Source organism: Streptomyces sp. NPDC104831, assembly GCF_055583025.1.
On record NZ_JBVJOT010000014.1, the window covers coordinates 73323 to 93167 of the forward strand.

The following is a 19845-nucleotide window of genomic DNA, read 5'->3' on the forward strand; positions in this document are numbered from 1 at the left end:
GGATCCGGCCGGGCGGGCAGGATGCTGCCCGAGACGTCAGCGCGCCCCTTCCCCCGCAGCGCCCGGAGGCCCGGATGACCGGTACCACGCCCGCGCCCTTCACCGCCGCCGACTACCGGGCCCGCATGGAACGCGCCGTGCGCTCCGCGGCCGACGCCGGCCTCGCCGGACTGCTCGTGGCCCCGGGCCCGGACCTGGTGTGGCTCACCGGCTACGCCCCCACCGCCGTCACCGAGCGGCTGACCGTGCTGGTCCTCGCCCCCGGCCGCGACCCCGTCCTCGTCGTGCCCACCCTGGAGGCCCCGGACGCCGAGCAGGCCCCCGGCGCACCCGCGCTGACCCTGCGCGACTGGACCGACGGCACGGACCCCTACGCCCTCACGGCCGCCCTCCTCGACGACCGCGGCCGGTTCGGCATCAGCGACAACGCCTGGGCCATGCATCTGCTGGGCCTCCAGCGGACCCTGCCCGGCACCTCCTACGCCGCCCTCACCGACGCCCTGCCCATGCTGCGCGCGGTGAAGGACCAGGTCGAGCTGGACCTCCTGGCGGCCGCCGGAGCCGCCGCCGACCAGGCGTTCGAGGAGATCCGGAAGCTGCCCTTCGCCGGCCGCCGCGAGTCCGACGTCGGCCGGGACCTCGCCGCCCTGCTGCGCCGCTTCGGCCACGAACAGGTCGACTTCACCATCGTCGGTTCCGGCCCCAACGGCGCCAACCCGCACCACGAGGTCGGCGACCGGGTCATCCGGCCCGGCGACATGGTCGTCCTCGACTTCGGAGGCCTGAAGGACGGCTACGGCTCCGACACCACCCGCACGGTCCACGTCGGCGAACCCACCGCGGAGGAGCGCCGGGTGCACGACGTGGTGCGCGCCGCCCAGGAGGCCGGCTACCGGGCCGTACGCCCCGGCGCCGCCTGCCAGGACGTCGACCGTGCCGCCCGCGCGGTGATCACCGACGCCGGGTACGGCCCGTACTTCATCCACCGCACCGGGCACGGCATCGGCGTCACCACGCACGAACCGCCGTACATGATCGAGGGCGAGGAGCGGCCCCTCGTGCCCGGCATGTGCTTCTCCGTGGAGCCCGGGATCTATCTGCCCGGCCGCTTCGGGGTGCGCATCGAGGACATCGTCACGGTCACCGGGGACGGCGGCCGGCGGCTGAACAACACCACCCGCGAGCTGGTCACAGTGGACTGAGGACGCCCCGCGAGACCCCACCCCGACGACACCGGAACGGCGACGCCCGCACCCATGACCCAGGCACCGACACCCACCGCGGACACCGTCCGCCGACTGGTCCGTTCGCTGCTCAAGGAGGGCCGCGACGGCACCGGGGGGCCCGACGTGCGGCCCGTGAGCGAGGAGCGCGAGCACACCTGGTGGATCGGCGCCCGCCATGTGCTGCGCCTCGCCCACGACCGCGAGGCGTCCGCGCGCCGCCGCCGGGAGCTGCGGCTGCGCGACCTGGTCCGCCCGCAGGTGCCGGTCGCCGTCCCGGTCAGCGTCGCGCACGGCGACTGGGCGCCCGGTCTCGCCTACACCCTCGACACCCGGGTGCCCGGCGGCACGGCCGACGAGCACGACGTCTCCGCCCTCGGCGAGGCCGACCTCGCCGGGCTGCTCACCGGGCTGCGCGCGGTGTCCGCACGCCAGGCCGAGGCACTCGGCGTGCCCCGCGCCGCGCCGCGCTCGCTGGAGGCGCTGCGCCGGATGGCCGTGCACGCGGCCGAAGGCCTCGCCGCCGCCGACGAGTTCGACGCCGCGCGCCTGCACCAGTTCGCCCCGTCGAACGCGGCCCGGCTCGGCGCGCAGCCCGGCGCGGCCGTCCTCACCCACCACGGACTGACCGGCGCGCACGTGCTGGTCAGCGCCGACGGCCGGGTGCGGGGCGTCCTGGACTGGACGCGGGCGGCCCTCGGCGACCCCGCCGAGGACATCGCCGGGCTCGCCGTCGCCGTCGGCTCCCCGGCGGCCGTCCGCGCCGCCACCCTCGCCGGTTACGGGGCCCGCCCCTGCCTGCGCGGCCTGTGGCTGGCCCGCTGCGACACCGTCATCGGGCTCGCCGACCACCTGGAGGGCCGCGCCGGCGGTGAGCTGCCCCTGCTGCGGACCCGGCTGCGCCGCGCCTGGGAACCGATCCTGCTGGAGCGCGTCACCGACCTCCCCAAGGACGAGCCGGGGCCGTGAGCAAGCCGCCGGGGCCTCAGCTCCCCGTCAGCACCACGCACGACTCGCCGGGCACGTGCAGCAGACCGTCCGGTCCCGGCGCCGGCACCGGCTCCCAGGCCGCCAGGACCTCCACCCGGCCGGTGCCCAGCGGGATCGCCGCGCTCTCCTTGCCGGCGTTCACCGCCACCCGCACGTCTCCGCGCCTGAAGGCCAGCCAGCGGGCCTCCCCGTCGTACGCCACCCGCGTGGCGGCGAGGTCGGGGTCGGTGAGGTCGCTCTGCGCACGGCGCAGCGCGATCAGCCGCCGGTACCAGTCCAGCACCCGCGCGTGCGGCTCGCGTCCCGGCTCCGACCAGTCCAGGCAGGACCGCTCCCGGGTCGCCGGGTCCTGCGGGTCCGGCACGTCCTCCTCGGCCCAGCCGTGCGCCGCGAACTCCCGCCGCCTGCCCCGCCGTACCGCCTCGGCCAGCTCCGGGTCGGTGTGGTCGGTGAAGTACTGCCAGGGCGTGCCCGCCGCCCACTCCTCGCCCATGAACAGCATCGGCGTGAACGGCGCGGTCAGCGTGAGCGCGGCCGCGCAGGCCAGCAGGCCGGGGGAGAGCAGCGCGGCGAGCCGGTCGCCCTGGGCGCGGTTGCCGATCTGGTCGTGGGTCTGGCTGTAGCCGAGCAGCCGGTGCCCGGACACCCGCGCGCGGTCCAGCGGACGGCCGTGGTGCCGGCCCCGGAACGACGAGTACGTGCCGTCGTGGAAGTAGCCGCGGGTGAGCGTCTTGGCGAGCGCGGCGAACGGCTCCCGCGCGAAGTCGGCGTAGTAGCCCTGGGCCTCACCGGTCAGCGCGGTGTGCAGGGAGTGGTGGAAGTCGTCGTTCCACTGCGCGTGCAGCCCGAGCCCCTGCTCCGCGCGCGGGGTGATGAACCGCGGGTTGTTCATGTCCGACTCGGCGATCAGGAACAGCGGCCTGCCCACCTCCTCGGCCAGGCCGTCCACGGCCGCAGACAGCTCCTCCAGGAAGTGCCGCGCGCGCGTGTCGTACAGCGCGTGCACCGCGTCCAGCCGGAGCCCGTCGATCCGGTAGTCCCGCAGCCACGCCAGCGCGCTGCCGACGAGGAACGCCCGCACCTCGTCCGAGCCGGACGCGTCCAGGTTCACCGCCGCCCCCCACGGAGTGGTGTGCGTGTCCGTGAAGTACGGCCCGAACCGCGGCAGGTGGTTGCCCGACGGGCCCAGGTGGTTGTGGACGACGTCCAGGACGACGCCCAGCCCCAGTCCGTGCGCCCGGTCCACGAACCGCTTCAGCGCCTCCGGTCCGCCGTACGGCTCGTGCACCGCCCACAGCGACACCCCGTCGTAACCCCAGCCGTGCCGTCCCGGGAAGGGACACAACGGCATCAACTCCACGTGGGTGACACCCAGCTCCACCAGGTGATCCAGCCGGTTGGCGGCGGCGTCCAGGGTGCCCTCGCGGGTGTACGTGCCCACGTGCAGCTCGTACAGCACCGCGCCCGGCAGCCCGCGCCCCGCCCACCGCGCGCGCCACTCGTGACGCCCGTGGTCCACGACCGCGCTCAGCCCGTCCGGGCCGTCCGGCTGGCGGCGCGAGCGCGGGTCGGGCAGCACCGGACCGTCGTCCAGCGCGAACCCGTAGCGCGCACCGTCCGCCGCCTCCGCCTCACCCGTCCACCACCCCTCGCGCGCGGGGTCGCGCGCCAACGCGCGCGTGGCGCCCTCGCAATGGAGCGTCACTCGGTCTGCCTGCGGTGCCCACACCTCGAACTGCACGGACGGTTCCCCTTCGTCTGCTCACCGTGATGTCCCGCGCCCCCATCGTGCCGTCCCGGACGATCATTCCGCTCGTCAATTCGCCCGCGGCGAGCCGGTGTCGCGGAAGTACCGCCCCGACGGCACCGATTCCGCGTTTTGTGGACACCCGGGGTTCACTGTCCGACAATCACCAGCGTGACGTCGTCCTTCGAGTTCTCCACCTACCCCGCGCGGCTGTCCGACACGGAGCGCGACAAGGCGCTGCGGGTACTGCGCGACGGCGTCGCCATGGGCCGGCTCTCGCACGACACGTTCGTCCGCCGCATGGAACTGGCGCTCGCCGCGCGCCGCTCCGACGAACTCGCCGTCCTCGTCGCCGACCTGCCCCAGGAGAACCGGTTCTCCCGCGCGGTCCTCGGCACCGTCGAGGCCGTGTCCGGGTTCACCGTACGGCTGCGCCGCGCCTGGCAGGCCGAGCGGCTGCCCAAGCTGCTGCTGCCGCACCCGGAGCACACCCACCCGCTGCGGATCGGCCGCGACCCCGCCAGCGGGCTGCGCCTGAACCACGAGACGGTCTCCCGGGTACACGCCGAACTCCGCCGCCAGGACGGCCTGTGGGTGCTGAAGGACCTCGGCTCCACCAACGGCACCACCGTCAACGGCCGCCGGGTGACCGGTGCGGTCGTGGTCCGCGAGGGCGACCAGGTCGCCTTCGGCAGGATGGCGTTCCGGCTCTCGGTGGGCTAGGACGCCGGCCGGCCCGTTCGAACTGGCGACCGGCGAGGCCCTTTTGCCGTCCCGATCGGGTGAGGGGCCCTCGGGAAGGCGGGCCGCCGTGCCGATGCAACCGGCATGACTCACCTCACCAGAGCGAAGGCGATGGCCGCGGCCCTGCTGGCCGTCGCGGCACTCCTCACCGCGGGACCCGCCCGGGCAGCCACCCGTGAGGCCCGCGCGGACACCTGGCTCTACCTGACGGTCACCCGGGGCAACGCCCGCGCGGGCGTCCCCCGCGGCGCGCTGCTGCGCTGCGACCCGCCTCGGTGGCACGCCCGCGCGAGGGAGGCGTGCGCCGAACTCGGGGCGGCCGAGGGTGACATCGGTCGCATCCCGGCCGAGAACGTCTTCTGCCCGATGATCTACGCCCCGGTGACCACCCGGGCGCTCGGGCGGTGGAACGGCAGGGCGGTCGACTTCCGGGAGACGTACACCAGCGCGTGCGTCATGCGGGCGCGCACCCGTCACGTCTTCGCCCTCGACGGCTGAGGTCCGGCGGCTGAGGTGCAGCGGCCGGGGTTCAGCGGCTGATGCCCGGCGCCGGGCCGCGGTCGGGCGGTGGACTGGCGCGGGCGGGGCGTACCGGCCGGGGCCGCCCGGCTCACGCCACCCGTTCCCGGGCCTGCCGCGCCGCCACCAGCACCGTCCGGGACTGGTGCTCCACCTGGTCCTCCAGCGGGACCCAGCGGGCCCGGAACCGCTGCGCGAAGGCGTCGCACCAGGCGGCCACGAGCCGCTCCAGACGCGGCGCCGACCGGTCGTCCGCCTCCCGCAGCACCCGCAGCAGCATCGCCGCGGCCCGCAGCGGCAGCCGCCGGCCGAAGGCGTCCACGCTGCCGACGTACGCCATCGTGGTGCCCGCCGGGGAGGTGTGCGCCCAGTCCTCGGCCAGGCCCGGGATCAGCTCCAGCGCCCACCGCGCGGCCCGCAGCAGCGGTCCGTCCACGCCCTCCAGCCGGGGCAGTGCCTCGGCGAGGACCCGCTCCACCTGCCGCGCGTCCCGCAGCAGCCGGGTGGCCAGGTGGCGCAGGGCCGCCGCGGGCTCCGGGTGCGGGGCCGGGTCGTCCACCAGGTCGCTGGCCCACATCGGCACCTCCACCACGGCCGTCAGACCGCCGTACCGGTGCGCGTGGTACCAGGTGCTGTGCCGCGCGTCGTCCGGCATGCTCGGATAGGGCACGCCCGTCTCCGGGCCGGGCATCACATGCACCCCGGGGCCGGAGGCCGGCCAGCCCGCCGCGTCCGAGGCCCCCGTCTCCACCGGGATGTGCAGCTCCGCCGCGGACTTCGCGAACGGCTCGGCGAGGCCCGGCACCTCCTTGGTCAGCTGCACCCAGCTGCCGCCCAGATCGGTGCCGTGCAGCGTCACCTGGAGGTAGGGCCGCAACTCGTCGATCACCCTCGTCAGGGTCCGGGTCTCCGGGGGCAGCCGGTCCGGCGGCAGCACCGCCGGCGACCACTCCGGCTGCTCCGCGCCCGTCGGCCGGTAGAAGCCGAGGTGGTAGTCGAGCAGGCTGCGCGGCGCCGGGGTCACGTGCAGACTCGCGCCGTCGGGATCCGCGCACAGCAGGAAGTGCCAGGAGGTGCCGGTCCTCAATTCCCGTTCGCACAACACACGTTCGGCGAGCACCAGCAGGGTGGAGCCGCCCGTCGGCTCGTTCGCGTGGGCGCCGGCGACGACCAGCACCGCGCGGCGGGCGTGTCCCACCGACAGCAGGTGCAGGGGTCTTCCCGCGCGTGAGACACCCACCTGGCGCAACGCGCACAGCCCGGGTTCCAGGGTTGCGAACGCCTGGGCGCGGGCCACCAGTTCGGGAACGCTGGGATAGCGCAGCTCCGGCAGAGGACCCACCCCCCGACTAGTCCGCCCGGCTTCGCCCTCCCAGTCCCGCACGCCACGGGGGAACTGTCAAGCAGTCGGCGGGGGGAGGCTCTCGGGGGCGCGCGGGGGCGCGGAACCGGTGGGACCCGCTCCACTGTGTGCCACGAGCGCACCACCGGGACGACGGACGCCCCCCGAACGCGCGAGGGGCAGCCCGACGGCGCCGGGAGTACGGCTAGCCGGCCGTCCACCCGGCGCGTTACCGGTACGGCGGACGTCCCGCGCGATCGACCGGTACGGCCGGCGTTCCGCGCGCTCTCGGTACGGGGGCGCCCGCGAGCGGGCCACCGGTACGGCCGGTGTCCCGGGCACGCCACCGGTACGGGGCGGCCGTGAACGCGCCCCGCACACCCGGTGCCCCGCGAGCGCCGGCCGCCCGTCCGCCGTGCCCGGCCCGTCCCCTCAGTCCTCCGGGACGCGTTCCAGCAGGGCCACCGGGAGCCCGTCCAGCAGGTCCGCCACGCGCACCTGGCCGGTGAACTCCCGGCCCGGGACGAGCACGTCGGCCCAGCGGCCCGGCGGCAGCGGCAGCAGCGTCTCCCGCCAGCCGCCCGCCTCCGCGAGCCGCAGCGACAGCCGGGTCACCGCCGTGACCACCTCGCCCGAGCGCGCGAACGCCAGACAGTGGTCGGCCGCCGGTCCCTCGGCGGTCAGCGGGTCGTACGACGCGTCCGCGCCGAACGCGTCCGGGCGCCGGGCGCGCAGCCGCAGCGCCGCCGCGGTCAGCGCGCCCTTCTCGCCGGGCGCCTCGGGAGGCAGCGCCGCCGGCCGCCGGTTGTCCGGGTCCACCAGCGCCCGGTACTCGCCCTCCGTGCCCTGGTACACGTCGGGCACCCCCGGCATCGTCAGGTGCACCAGCGCGGTGCCGAGGACGTTGGCCCGCACGTGCGGCTCCAGCGCCTTGCGGAAGGCGGCCACCCGCATGCCGGGCGGACCGCAGGGCCCGGCGGCGACGAAGGCCGCCACCGCGTCCTCGTACGGCGGTTCCCGCTCGGTCCAGCTCGTGTACATGCCCGCCTCGCGGACGTGCTTGAGCAGCGCCTCCTGGACGCGGTCCTCCTCGGCCGGGCCCAGCCCGAACACGGTCTGCCAGGCCGCCCAGGCCAGCTGTCCGTCCGGCGCGCCCTCCTCGGCGAGGCTCACCTCGGCGAGCAGCGCCGCCCAGCGGTCCGGGCACTCGGTGAGCACGGCCAGCGCGGCGCGCACGTCCGCGCTGCGCTTGGTGTCGTGGGTGGTGACGACCGTGCCGGTGAGCGGCCGGTCGCGGCGCACGCCCGCGCAGTACGCGTGGAACGCCTCCGGGGACACGCCCGGGCTGCCGGGGTCGCCGCCCACCTCGGTCGCCGACAGCAGCGGCACGTAGCGGTAGAAGGCCGTGTCCTCCACCGACTTGGCGCGCAACGCCGACGCGGTCTGCGCGAACCGGGTACGGAACTCCACCCGGTCGGCGTGGTCCGGCGCCGCCGGGTCGGGCGGCTCGACCAGCAGCCGGCGCACCACGGAGACCGCCTCGGCCTCCTCCGGCACCACGAACGCCAGCCGGGCCTCCTCGGCGGCCTCCTCGGTGATCACGGCGGAGGCGTCGGTGGAGGCGTACGGCCGGTAGACCCGCATCCGGACCAGCAGCTCCTCCACGGCCGTGCGCAGCGCCCAGGGAGCGCGGTCGCGCAGCGACAGGTCGGGCGAGGCGGCGCACAGCCGGGCCGCCACCCGGGTGAGCCGGTCCGCCTCCGTGGCCAGCTCGTGGGTGAGCACCTTGTACGCGGCGCGCCGGACCGTGGCCTCCCAGTTGCCGCCGCGGTCGGTCTGCGGCGCCGCGTAGGCCCGGTAGCGCCCCAGCAGCTCGTACGCGCCGGTGCGGTCCGTGAACAGGCCGTCGATGTGCCGCAGGGCGTCGTAGCCCGTGGTGCCGGCGACGGGCCAGGAGGCGGGCAGGCGCTCGCCGTCGGCCAGGATCTTCTCCACGACCGTCCAGCGCCCGCCGGTCGCCTCGTGCAGCCGCGCGAGATAGCCGTCGGGGTCGGCCAGGCCGTCGGGGTGGTCGATCCGCAGCCCGTCGAACACGCCCTCCTCCAGCAGCCGCAGGACCGTGGCGTGGGTGGCGTCGAACACCTCCGGGTCCTCCACCCGCAGCCCGATCAGCTCCGAGATGCTGAAGAACCGGCGGTAGTTCAGCTCGGTGCGGGCCAGCCGCCACCACACCGGGCGGTACCACTGGGCGTCCAGCAGCTCCGGCAGCGGCAGCCGCTCGGTGCCGGGGCGCAGCGGGAAGGCGTGGTCGTGGTAGCGCAGCACGTCGCCGTCCACCCGCAGCCGCTCGAGCTCCGAGCCGACCGGGCCGCCGAGCACCGGCAGCAGCACCCGGCCGCCCTGCGCCTCCCAGTCGATGTCGAACCAGCGCGCGTACGGCGAACCCGGTCCCTCGCGCAGCACCTCCCACAGGGCGCGGTTGTGGCGGGGCACCATCGCCATGTGGTTGGGCACGATGTCCACCACCAGGCCGAGGCCGTGCTCCCGCGCGGTGCGGGCCAGCGCGCGCAGGCCCTCCTCACCGCCCAGTTCCGCGCGCACGCGGCCGTGGTCCACCACGTCGTAGCCGTGCGTGGAGCCGGGAACGGCCTCCAGGACCGGGGACAGATGCAGGTGCGAGACGCCGAGCGACGCCAGGTACGGTACGGCCGCCTCGGCGGCGGCGAACGGGAACGCGGGCTGGAGCTGGAGCCGGTAGGTGGCCGTGGGCACTCCCGGTCCGGGTCGCGCAGAAGTCATGGGAACCTACGTACCCCGCTCGCCGCCTTTCGTGTCATCGGCCGGTGCCCGGATCACGCCCGCGTGTCTAGGTTCGAGCGATGGGGATGACGGGGAAGCCGGGGCGGGACCGCGCGGCGGACGCCTACCGGCGGGTGATCGGGCTGACGGGGCCGCTGCTGCCCTGCGTGTCGTTCCTGGGACGGCTGCCCACGGCCACCATCCAGTTCGGCAGCGTGCTGCTCGTCGCCCGCACGGACGGTTCGCTGGCCACGGCCGGTCTGACCGGGGGCGCGCTCGCGCTCGGCCAGGTGGCCTGCGGGCCGCTGGTGGGGCGGCTCGCGGACCGGCACGGCCAGCGGACGGTGGTGCTCGCGTTCTCGCTCGCCAACGCCGTCGCCGTGGCCGCGCTCGTCGCCGGCGCGCTCGCGGGGCTGCCGGCGCCGGCGCTGGCCGTCCTGGGGGCCGCGGCGGGTGCCACCGTGCCGCTCGTCGGCCCGCTGGCCCGCGCCCGCCTGGTCGCCCTCGCCCGCCGCTCGGGCGCCTCCGAGGGGACGGTCGGCGCCGCGCTGTCCTTCGAGAGCACCCTGGACGAACTGTCGTTCGTCCTCGGTCCGGCCCTCGTCGGCCTGGCCGCGGTCCTCGCCCATCCGGCCTGCGCGATGGCCGCCGCGGCGGCCCTGGTGGCCACCTGCGGCACCGCCTTCGCCCTCCACCCGACCGCCCGCGCGACGACTCCCGCCCACCGGGCCCCCGGCCGGCCCGAGGCGCCCGCCGACGGGCGCCCGGCCCGTGACGCACCCGCACGGGCACCGGGCCCGTCCGACACGCCCGCGCACGCGCGCGCGGAGCCGTCCCCGGTCGACGCGCCTCCCCACGCGCGCGGGGAGTCGGGCCGGACCCACGCGTCCGCGCGCGCACGCGTGGAGCCGGGGTTCCCGGGCGCGCCCGCAGCCGCGCCCGGGAACCCGGGCGCCTGTGGCGGGCGCCGCCCCCCGATGCCCCGCTGCCTGCCCGGTCTGCTGGCCGCGCTGGCGCTCCAGGGGGCGGTGTTCGGCGCCTGCCAGGCGGGGATCACGGCGTTCACCGGGCGGCTCGGGCAGGAGGAACAGGCGGGGCTGGTGTACGCCGCCATGGGGGTGACGAGCGCGGCGGCGGGGCTCGCCATGGCCGCCGTGCCGCAGCGCGTCGGGGCCAGGACGCGCTGGCGGCTGGCGACCGGTGCCGCGCTCGCGCTGTCCCTGCCGCTGCCCGCCACCAGCGGCCTGCCCGGCCTGTACGCCGTCGTCACCGTCCTCGGCGTCGCCTACGCCCCGCACCTGATCACCGTCTTCGGCCTCCTGGAACGCGCGGTCGCGCCGTCCCGGCTGGCCGAGACGATGGGCGTGGCCACCAGTGCCCTCGTCGGCGGCCAGGCCCTGGCGGTCGCCGTCACCGGACGCCTCGCGGAGGCGCACGGTCCCACCGCGGCCTTCGCCGCCGCGAGCACGGCGGCCGGGCTCGCCTTCGTCCTCGCCCTGACGGTGCGCCCGACGACGTACGCGGGCGAGCCCGGACACGCGCTCCACGCGCGCGCGGCGGACACGCGGCCCCGCTAGGAGGCCGCGTGTCCGCCACGCGTTCACTCCGCCGGGCGGCGCAGCACCGTCAGGCTGCGGTCCGGCAGGGTGACGCGGTCGCCGGCCGCGACCTTGTCGCCCGTGCCCGGCTCCACCCCGCCCGTGCGGGCCGTGTCCACCACGACCTGCCACTGCCGGCCGTGGTCGACCGGCACCACGAAGTCCAGCGGCTCGGGAGAGGCGTTGAACATCAGCAGGAAGGAGTCGTCGGTGATGCGCTCCCCGCGCGGGCCGGGCTCGGAGATGGCGTTGCCGTTCAGGAACACCGTCAGCGCCGACTCCTGCGCCGAGTTCCAGTCCCGCTGGGTCATCTCGGCGCCCTCGGGGGTGAACCAGGCGATGTCGGACAGCTCGTCGTGGGTGCCCTCGCCCTCCACCGGACGGCCGTGGAAGAACCGGCGCCGCCGCAGGACCGGGTGGTCCCGGCGCAGCCACACCATCGCGCGCGTGAACTCCAGCAGCTCACCGTCCTCCTCCGGCCAGTGGATCCACGACAGCTCGTTGTCCTGGCAGTAGGCGTTGTTGTTGCCGCGCTGGGTGCGCGCGAACTCGTCCCCGTGGCTGATCATCGGCACGCCCTGGGACAGCATCAGCGTGGCGATGAGGTTCCGCATCTGCCGGGCGCGCAGCCCCAGCACCTCCGGGTCGTCGGTGTCGCCCTCCGTTCCGCAGTTCCAGGACCGGTTGTGGCTCTCGCCGTCCCGGTTGTCCTCGCCGTTGGCGTCGTTGTGCTTGTCGTTGTAGGCCACCAGGTCGTGCAGCGTGAAACCGTCGTGGCAGGTGACGAAGTTGATGGAGGCCAGCGGGCGCCGGCCGTCGTCCTGGTAGAGGTCGGAGGAGCCGGTCAGCCGGGAGGCGAAGTCGGCCAGCGCGCGCGGCTCGCCCCGCCACAGGTCCCGGACGGTGTCCCGGTACTTGCCGTTCCACTCGGTCCACAGCGGCGGGAAGTTGCCCACCTGGTAGCCGCCCTCGCCCACGTCCCACGGTTCGGCGATCAGCTTCACCTGGGAGACCACCGGGTCCTGCTGCACCAGGTCGAAGAACGACGACAGCCGGTCCACCTCGTGGAACTGCCGGGCCAGGGTGGCCGCCAGGTCGAAGCGGAAGCCGTCGACGTGCATCTCGGTGACCCAGTACCGCAGCGAGTCCATGATCAGCTGGAGCACGTGCGGGGACCGCATCAGCAGCGAGTTCCCGGTGCCCGTGGTGTCCATGTAGTAGCGCGGGTCGTCGGTGAGCCGGTAGTACGACGGGTTGTCGATGCCCTTGAAGGACAGCGTCGGGCCCAGGTGGTTGCCCTCGGCGGTGTGGTTGTAGACCACGTCCAGGATGACCTCGATCCCGGCCTCGTGCAGCGCCCGGACCGCCGACTTGAACTCCAGCACCTGCTGGCCGCGGTCGCCCCAGGAGGCGTACGCGTTGTGCGGGGCGAAGAAACCGATGGTGTTGTAGCCCCAGTAGTTGTTCAGGCCCATGTCGACCAGCCGGTGGTCGTTGACGAACTGGTGCACGGGCATCAGTTCGAGCGCCGTCACCCCCAGCTTGGTCAGGTGTTCGATGACCGCCGGATGGGCGAGCCCCGCGTAGGTGCCGCGCAGCTCCTCCGGCAGCCCCGGGTGACGCATGGTCAGGCCCTTGACGTGGGCCTCGTAGATCACCGTGTGGTGGTACTCGGTGCGCGGCGGGCGGTCGTCGCCCCAGTCGAAGTACGGGTTGATCACCACCGACGTCATGGTGTGCGGCGCCGAGTCCAGGTCGTTGCGCCGCTCCGGTTCCCCGAAGTGGTAGCCGTAGACCTCCTCGCCCCACCGGATCGATCCGCTGACCGCCTTCGCGTACGGGTCGAGCAGCAGCTTCGACGCGTTGCAGCGCAGCCCGCGCCCGGGGTCGTACGGGCCGTGCACCCGGAACCCGTACCGCTGCCCCGGCATCACGCCCGGCAGGTACGCGTGCCGCACGAACGCGTCGCTCTCGCGCAGTTCCACCGCCGTCTCCGAGCCGTCGTCGTGCAGCAGACACAGCTCTACTCGGTCCGCGGCCTCCGTGAAGACCGCGAAGTTGGTTCCGGCGCCGTCATAGGTTGCGCCGAGCGGATACGCCTCTCCAGGCCAGACCTGCATGGATACGACTCTCCCAGGTGTGCCGTCCGCCTGGGGCCGGGTCGGCCCCGAGTCCTGTCCGAAAGTGAGCCAGCCTCCCGTCGTCCACCCGCCCCCCTGCGAGGCGACCAGTGCGTGCGGCGGTTCAGGTACCCGCCACGCGCCGAATCAGCGGGGCGAAGACGCACTCCCGGGGAACCGAGGGGGAGCAGGGGGGTACGCGAGAGGAGGCGCACCGCCGTCTCGCCCCGTGCCCGGGGCGAACGCCGGCTCCGACCACATCGCCCGGGACGCGGACCGGCTGCCCCTGCCCGTGCACCGGCAGGGGCCGCACCCCGCCCCGGGACGTCACGGCTATGAATCCGCTCACTCCCGCGGAACCCCCATGGCGGAACGGCCACCGCCAGTGCCGTAGTTGAGCCGGGCGGCCGGCGAACCGACCTGTCCATCGGGCTGCACCGCCGACCGCTCGCGGAGTACGCTTTCTTGATCGTTGAGACGGGAAGGCCCGGGAGCGGAAGGCGGTGCACGGGTGGGCTCGGGAGGGCTGGAGCTGCCTCCTGGTGACGAGGGTCACGAGGGGAACTCCGCAGACGTCCCGCCCGGCGCGGTGTCCCTGGCGCGGCCGATGGACGCGGGGTCCATCGGGCCGGAGCTGGACTGGGACGCCGACGCCTGGCGCGAGGTGCGCACCCGCGCCCAGCGGGCGGGCCGGGCCTACATCTGGCTGAACCTCGTCGAACAGCGGCTGCGGGCGGTCGTGGCCGCCGTGCTGCGGCCCGTCTACGAACCCGTCCACGGCGACGAGTGGGTCGTGGCCGCGGCCGGCCCGGCCGGACAGGAGTGGGTGCAGCGCGCGGTCGCCGTCCGCGAGGTCAGCCGCCGCAAGGGCTACCTGCTCGACCCGGCCGACGACAACGTGCTCAGCTTCCTCACCCTGCCCCAGCTGCGCGAGCTGGTGGTGCAGCACTGGCCGTGCTTCGAGCCGTACTTCGACGAGCGCCGGGACCTCGAACTCGCGCTGGACGAGCTGGAGGTGACCCGCAACGTCGTCTCCCGCAACCGGGCCCTGTCCGAGGCGGTGCTCGGCCAGGCCGAGCGGGCCTCCGCCCGGCTGCTGGAGATGCTGGGCGCGGGCGGGGACGTGCCCTCGGCCCGCCGGCTGCCCGTGGACGCGGTCGAGGACCTGGTCGGCGACCGGTACGCGGACGTCGTCGCGGTCCACCCCGACCGGGTGCGGCTGATGCGCCAGTTCCCGGCCGAGGACATCTTCGGCGGCGCCCGCCGGCTCGACGCCATCGGCATCGGCCTCAACCTGCTGGTGCAGAACTTCTCCGGGCGCCGCCTGCTCCGGCTCGCCGAGTCCGGCTGCCGGGTGCGCCTGCTCTTCCTCAACCCGGCCTCCAGCTCGGTCAAGCGCCGCGAACGCGAACTGGGGATGAAACGGGGCGAACTGAGCCGTTCGGTCGAGATGAACATCCTGCACACGCGCCGGGTGCGGTCCCGGCTGCGCGACCCGGGCGCGTTCGAGATCCAGGTGTACGACGAGACGCCCCGCTTCACCGCCTACCTGGTGGACGGCGACGGCGCGGACGGTGTCGCCGTCGTCCAGTCCTATCTGCGCGGGGCGCGCGGGATGGAGTCGCCGGTCCTGGTGCTGCGCAACGGCAGCCGGCTGGTCACGTCGGACGACGTCGGCGAATCCGGTCTTTTCCCGACATACCGCGAGGAGTTCGAGCTGGCCTGGGCGGATTCGCGTCCGGTGTCCTGACCCGTCGGCACCCGCGGACGGGCGGCCGTCGGCGGATTGTCAGTGCCGCGTGCGATGGTGGAGGCACTGGGGGAAAGCACCACCAAGAAGGGGGGCCGCCCATGGGCTGGCACCGGGAGCTGCTGATCGGCTTCGACCTGGAGACGACCGGGACCGATCCGCGCGAGGCGCGCATCGTCACGGGTGCCGTGATCGAGGTCAGGGCGGGCGAGCCCCTCGGCCGCCGGGAGTGGCTGGCCGATCCGGGCGTCGAGATCCCGGCCGACGCGGTCGCGGTCCACGGCATCAGCACCGCACGCGCGGCCGCCGAGGGCCGCCCGGCCGACCAGGTGGCCGACGCCATCGCGGACGTCCTGGCCGGTCACTGGAGGACGGGCGTGCCGGTCGTCGCCTACAACGCGGCCTTCGACCTCACCCTGCTCTCCGCCGAACTGCGCCGCCACGGCCTGCCGTCCCTGACCGACCGGCTGGGCGGCGCCGCCCCCGCCCCGGTCGTCGACCCGTACACCATCGACCGCTGGGTCGACCGCTACCGCCGGGGCAAGCGGAACCTGGAGGCGGTCTGCGGCGAGTACGGCATAGTCCTGGGCGCGGCCCACGACGCCACCGCCGACGCCCTGGCCGCGGCCCGGCTCGCGTCCGCGATAGCCGACCGCCACCCGAAGATCGCGGCCCTCGGCCCGGCCGAACTGCACCGGTGCCAGATCCAGTGGTACGCGCAGTGGGCCGCGGACTTCCAGGCGTTCCTGCGGCGCAAGGGCGAGACGGACGCGGTGGTGGACGGGACGTGGCCGCTGAGGGAGCTGACCGAGGACCAGCACGCGTAGCGGGTGAGCCGCGGCCGGTCGCGCCGGTCCCCGCACCCTTCGGGGCGCGGCACCCGGTCAGAACGGATACCACCGCACGGTCTCGTCCCCGTCCCGCAGCGACGCCACCCGGCGCCGGAACTCGGCCAGGGCCTTCGGGTTGGACGGGGCGTGCTGGGCCACCCACGCGCAGCTCGCCGTCTCCCGGGCGCCGCGCAGCACCGCGCAGCCGTCCCACTCGCGCACGTCCCAGCCGTAGGTGCCGGTGAAGGAGTCGTACGCCTCCGCGGGCAGCCCGTACCGGTCGCGGGAGAGGGCCATGACCACCAGGTCGTGCTCGCGCAGATCGCCGGAGAAGGTCTCCAGGTCCACCAGGACCGGCCCGACCGGCCCGACGTGCACGTTGCGGGGCAGCGCGTCGCCGTGGATCGGCCCCGGCGGCAGATGGGGCGTCAGCTCCGCCGCCCGGGCCGCGAAGTCGTCGCGGCGCGCGCGGAGGAAGGCCGCGTCCTCCGGGTCGATCGCGTCGCCCGCGAGCCGCAGCCAGCGCTCCACGCCGCTCAGCAGATCGCGGGGCGGCAGCGTGAACGAGGGGGCGGGGAGGGTGTGCACGACGCGCAGCAGCGCGGCCAGGTCCCGGGGCTCGGCGGGCCGCACGGGGTCCGGCAGCCGGTGCCACACGGTCACCGGGTGGCCGTCCACCAGCAGCGGCTCCGGCTCGGCCGCCCGCACCGCCGGCACGCCCGCCTCGGCCAGCCAGCCGGCGACGGCCAGCTCGCGCTCGGCCCGCGCCATCAGCTCGGCGTCCCGGCCGACCTTCACCACCAGGCCGCCGGCGGCGAACACCGCGTTCTCCCCGAGGGCCAGCAGCCGCGCGTCCCCGGCCGGCCCCGGCAGCACCCCCGCCGCGGCCAGTACGTCCCGCGCGCGTGCCTCGTCCATCGTCCCGCCTCCGTGCCGTCTTCCCGTGCCGTGTCCGTCCGGTTCCCGGCCAGTCTCGCATCCGCACAGGTCGGCGGTGGTGCACGGGCCCTTGACGGGGTAACGGGCCTTCACGACCATGAACACGCCAATCGGAGCAGGCAAAGGGGCTGATTCCGTGACAGAGGCGGCCGAAGCGCATGCCCGCGCCGTTCCCCGGACCGCCGACCGCGGTGCCTGGTTCCTGGTCCTGCCCGCCCTCCTCCCGATCCTCCTGCTCAGCGTCGGCCCGCTGCTCTACGGCATCCTGCTGGCCTTCACCGACGCCCAGTCCGGCCGGACCACGGCCACCCGGTGGGTCGGCGCCCTCAACTTCCGGGACCTGCTGCACGACACCCTGTTCTGGGAGTCCTTCCGCATCGGCCTGGTCTGGGCGGTGGGCGTGACCGGCCCCCAGTTCCTGCTGGCGCTCGGGCTGGCCCTGCTGCTGAACCAGGACTTACGGCTGCGCGGCCTGGCCCGCGCCCTCGCGATCGTGCCCTGGGCGATGCCCGAGGTGGTCGTCGGCATCATGTGGCGGCTCGTCTACAACCCGGACGCGGGCGTCCTGAACGAGACCCTGCGCGGCCTCGGCCTCGGGGACGGCCGGGACTGGCTGAGCGGCCTGGCCACCGCGCTGCCCGCGGTGATCGTCGTCGGCGTCTGGGCGGGCCTGCCGCAGACCACGGTCGCCCTGCTCGCCGGGCTGCAGAACGTCCCCCGTGAACTCCACGAGGCGGCGGCGGTCGACGGCGCGGGCGCCTGGCGCCGCTTCCGCACGGTCACCTGGCCCGCGCTCAGACCCGTGGCCCTCGCCGTCACCGCGCTCAACCTGATCTGGAACCTCAACTCCTTCGCCCTGGTCTACGTCCTCACCAACGGCGGACCCGGCGGCAAGACCCGGCTGCCCATGCTCTTCGCCTACGAAGAGGCCTTCCGCTACGGCCAGTTCGGTTACGCGGCGGCCATGGGCTGTGTGCTCGTCGCCGCGGTCTCCCTCCTGCTCGCGGTCTTCCTGGCCGGCCGGCTGCGCGGCGGTGAGGACGCGTGAGGACCGCCCGCGCCCCGAAGGCCCGCCGCGCCGCCCGCGCCGGCCAGTACACCGCCCTGCTCGCCTACCTGCTCTTCCTCGCCTTCCCGCTGCTGTGGCTGCTGTCCACCGCGCTGAAGTCCCCACGCGAGCTGGGCAGCCCGCACCCCGCCTGGATCCCGCGCCACCCCACCCTGGCCAACGTCCGGCAGGCCTTCGCCGAGCAGCCGCTCGCGCACGCCGCCCTCAACTCCCTGCTGGTGGCGCTCGCCACCGCCGCCGTCGCCGTACTGATCGCCACCCCGATGGCCTACGTCATGGCCCGCCACCGCACCCGGGCCGCCCGGGCGGCCACGGGCTGGGTGGTGGTCAGCCAGGCGTTCCCCTTCGTCCTGCTGATCATCCCGCTGTTCCTGGTGCTGAAGCGGCTGCGGCTGATCGATTCCCTGACCGGACTGGTGCTGGTGTACGTGGTGTGGTCGCTGCCCTTCGCGCTGTGGATGCTCGCCGGTCACGTCCGCGCGGTCCCCGCCGAACTGGAGGAGGCGGCGGCCGTCGACGGGGCCGGACGGCTCAGGACGCTGGTGTCGGTGACGGCACCACTGCTCGCGCCGGGCATCGCGGCGACGGCCCTGTTCGCCTTCGTCACCGCGTGGAACGAGTTCTTCTTCGCGCTGGTGCTGCTCAAGAGCCCGCGGCGGCAGACCCTCCCGGTCGTCCTCACCCACTTCATCGGCGCCGAGGGCGTGGCCGACCTCGGCCCGCTGGCCGCCGCCGCGTTCCTCGCCACCCTGCCCTCCCTCGCGTTCTTCGCGCTGGTCCAGCGCCGGATCAGCGGCGGCCTGCTCGCCGGGGCGGTGAAGAGCTGATGCGGACCCGGATCGCCCTGGCGCTCACCGTGCTCCTGCTCCTCCTCGCGGGCTGCTCCCCGGGCGGCCCCGCGGACGGCGGCCGGGTCACCCTGCGCTTCCAGTCCCTGGCCTGGCAGCCGGAGTCCGTCGCCGCCACCAAGAAGCTGGTGCGGGAGTGGAACGCCACCCACCCGGACGTCCGGGTCGAGTACGTCCAGGGAAGCTGGGACGGCGTGCACGACCAACTGCTCACCTCCTTCGAGGGCGGCGAGGCCCCGGACGTCATCCACGACGCCTCCGACGACCTCGCCGACTTCGCCTACGGCGGCTACCTCGCCGACCTGACCGGCCTGCTCCCCGCCCGGCTCACCGCCGACATCCCGCGCGACAGCTGGCGGACGGCCACCTTCGGCCGCGGTGTCTACGGCGTGCCGTTCCTCCAGGAACCCCGGGTGCTGATCGCCGACGCCGACCGGCTGCGCGCGGCCGGGGTGCGCATACCGACACCCGAACACCCCTGGAGCTGGGCGGAGTTCCGGCAGGTCGCGAAGAAGCTCAGCGGGCCCGGGCGGTACGGCGTGGCCTGGCCGCTGAAGGAGCCCGTCTCCGCCACGCTCAACCTGTCCCTGTCGGCGGGCGGCCGGCTCTTCCACCGGGGCGCGGACGGCAAGGTCACCGTGCGGTTCACGGCCGGGGACGCGGTGGTGGCCCGGACCATCCACGACCAGGTCGCCGTCGACCGCAGCGCCCCCGCCTCCACGCTCGGCAGCGGCGGCTCGGACACCCTGCCCGGCCTCTTCGGCGGCCGGTACGCGATGGTCCCGCTGGGCTTCTCCTACCGCCAGCAGATCGCGCGGCAGGCCCCCGAGGGCTTCCACTGGCAGGTGCTGCCCGCCCCGGCGGGCGCCGATGGACTCACCCAGGGCGTCAGCCCGCAGACGCTGTCCGTCTCCGCCGACTGCCCGCACAAGAAGGAGGCCGTCGCCTTCCTCGACTTCCTGCTGCGGCCGGGGAACATGGTCCGCCTCGCCCTCGGCGACTGGATGCTGCCCACCGGCACCGAGGCGCTGAAGGACCCGGCCCTGCACACCGCACGGCACGGCTGGGCCACCGGTACCGCCCTCGCGGCCCGGCTCCGCCCGGCGCCGGCGCAGTCGGTGCGCGGCTACCCGGAATGGAAGGACAAGGTCGCCACCCCGGCCTACCAGGAGTACTACAGCGGCGCCCTCACCCTCGCCGCACTGCGCCACCGCCTGGAACGGGACGGGAACCTGGTGCTGGCCCGCTACCAGCGCTGAGCGACCGGCCCTGTGCCGCGCGGTGGTGCGCGGAAATGCATTAGACGAGACGTATCGTCTCGCTTAGG

Annotated in this window: 15 protein-coding genes; 10 read left to right on the top strand and 5 right to left on the bottom strand. The window is 74.9% G+C overall.

The window, feature by feature from the left end:
* Positions 1–74 precede the first annotated feature (74 nt).
* Positions 75–1202: an aminopeptidase P family protein gene (locus tag ACZ63H_RS12605; protein ID WP_469864152.1), complete on the top strand. Its 1128-nt coding sequence runs from the start codon at positions 75–77 to the stop codon at positions 1200–1202.
* A 54-nt stretch (positions 1203–1256) separates the two neighbouring features.
* The gene (locus tag ACZ63H_RS12610; RefSeq protein WP_469864153.1) at positions 1257–2192 is read left to right on the top strand and encodes an aminoglycoside phosphotransferase family protein; all 936 of its coding nucleotides are present in this window, start codon (positions 1257–1259) and stop codon (positions 2190–2192) included.
* A gap of 16 nt (positions 2193–2208) precedes the next feature.
* Here ACZ63H_RS12610 and treZ read toward each other — a convergent pair whose 3' ends face one another.
* Complete coding sequence (treZ, locus tag ACZ63H_RS12615; RefSeq protein WP_469864154.1) at positions 2209–3954, bottom strand: malto-oligosyltrehalose trehalohydrolase; 1746 nt, start codon at positions 3952–3954, stop codon at positions 2209–2211.
* A gap of 177 nt (positions 3955–4131) precedes the next feature.
* Between treZ and ACZ63H_RS12620 the strand changes: the two genes are divergently transcribed.
* Positions 4132–4683: an FHA domain-containing protein gene (locus tag ACZ63H_RS12620; RefSeq protein ID WP_469864156.1), complete on the top strand. Its 552-nt coding sequence runs from the start codon at positions 4132–4134 to the stop codon at positions 4681–4683.
* A 105-nt stretch (positions 4684–4788) separates the two neighbouring features.
* On the top strand, positions 4789–5202 hold the full coding sequence (locus ACZ63H_RS12625) for an SSI family serine proteinase inhibitor (protein WP_469864157.1): 414 nt from the start codon (positions 4789–4791) through the stop codon (positions 5200–5202).
* Between the two features lie 112 nt (positions 5203–5314).
* On the opposite strand, the gene ACZ63H_RS12630 is transcribed toward ACZ63H_RS12625, so the two are convergent.
* Together ACZ63H_RS12630 and treY are read right to left on the bottom strand one after the other, a co-directional pair.
* Complete coding sequence (locus tag ACZ63H_RS12630; protein WP_469864158.1) at positions 5315–6565, bottom strand: M14 family zinc carboxypeptidase; 1251 nt, start codon at positions 6563–6565, stop codon at positions 5315–5317.
* A gap of 432 nt (positions 6566–6997) precedes the next feature.
* Positions 6998–9364 (bottom strand): malto-oligosyltrehalose synthase, encoded by a 2367-nt coding sequence (gene treY, locus ACZ63H_RS12635; RefSeq protein WP_469864160.1) that lies wholly within the window; start codon positions 9362–9364, stop codon positions 6998–7000.
* Between the two features lie 80 nt (positions 9365–9444).
* Here treY and ACZ63H_RS12640 point away from each other — a divergent pair, with 80 nt between their 5' ends.
* Positions 9445–10941 (top strand): MFS transporter, encoded by a 1497-nt coding sequence (locus tag ACZ63H_RS12640; RefSeq protein ID WP_469864161.1) that lies wholly within the window; start codon positions 9445–9447, stop codon positions 10939–10941.
* Positions 10942–10964: 23 nt separating this feature from the next.
* Here ACZ63H_RS12640 and glgX read toward each other — a convergent pair whose 3' ends face one another.
* Positions 10965–13082 carry a glycogen debranching protein GlgX gene (glgX, locus tag ACZ63H_RS12645; RefSeq protein WP_469864163.1) on the bottom strand — a complete coding sequence of 706 codons (2118 nt, stop codon included), beginning with the start codon at positions 13080–13082 and terminating at the stop codon, positions 10965–10967.
* Positions 13083–13593: 511 nt separating this feature from the next.
* Here glgX and ACZ63H_RS12650 point away from each other — a divergent pair.
* Complete coding sequence (locus ACZ63H_RS12650) at positions 13594–14832, top strand: SAV2148 family HEPN domain-containing protein (protein ID WP_469864164.1); 1239 nt, start codon at positions 13594–13596, stop codon at positions 14830–14832.
* A gap of 101 nt (positions 14833–14933) precedes the next feature.
* Complete coding sequence (locus tag ACZ63H_RS12655) at positions 14934–15659, top strand: exonuclease domain-containing protein (protein ID WP_469864165.1); 726 nt, start codon at positions 14934–14936, stop codon at positions 15657–15659.
* Positions 15660–15716: 57 nt separating this feature from the next.
* On the opposite strand, the gene ACZ63H_RS12660 is transcribed toward ACZ63H_RS12655, so the two are convergent.
* Positions 15717–16580 (bottom strand): phosphotransferase enzyme family protein, encoded by an 864-nt coding sequence (locus tag ACZ63H_RS12660; RefSeq protein WP_469864167.1) that lies wholly within the window; start codon positions 16578–16580, stop codon positions 15717–15719.
* Positions 16581–16698: 118 nt separating this feature from the next.
* Between ACZ63H_RS12660 and ACZ63H_RS12665 the strand changes: the two genes are divergently transcribed.
* The 3 genes from ACZ63H_RS12665 to ACZ63H_RS12675 are packed head-to-tail and all read left to right on the top strand — an operon-like array spanning position 16699 to position 19777.
* Positions 16699–17649: a carbohydrate ABC transporter permease gene (locus ACZ63H_RS12665; RefSeq protein WP_469864169.1), complete on the top strand. Its 951-nt coding sequence runs from the start codon at positions 16699–16701 to the stop codon at positions 17647–17649.
* Positions 17646–18497, top strand: coding sequence for a carbohydrate ABC transporter permease (locus tag ACZ63H_RS12670; protein ID WP_469864170.1), 852 nt, complete (start codon positions 17646–17648; stop codon positions 18495–18497). Before ACZ63H_RS12665 ends, ACZ63H_RS12670 begins: the two co-directional genes overlap by 4 nt.
* Positions 18497–19777: an ABC transporter substrate-binding protein gene (locus ACZ63H_RS12675; protein WP_469864172.1), complete on the top strand. Its 1281-nt coding sequence runs from the start codon at positions 18497–18499 to the stop codon at positions 19775–19777. Before ACZ63H_RS12670 ends, ACZ63H_RS12675 begins: the two co-directional genes overlap by 1 nt.
* Positions 19778–19845: the final 68 nt, after the last annotated feature.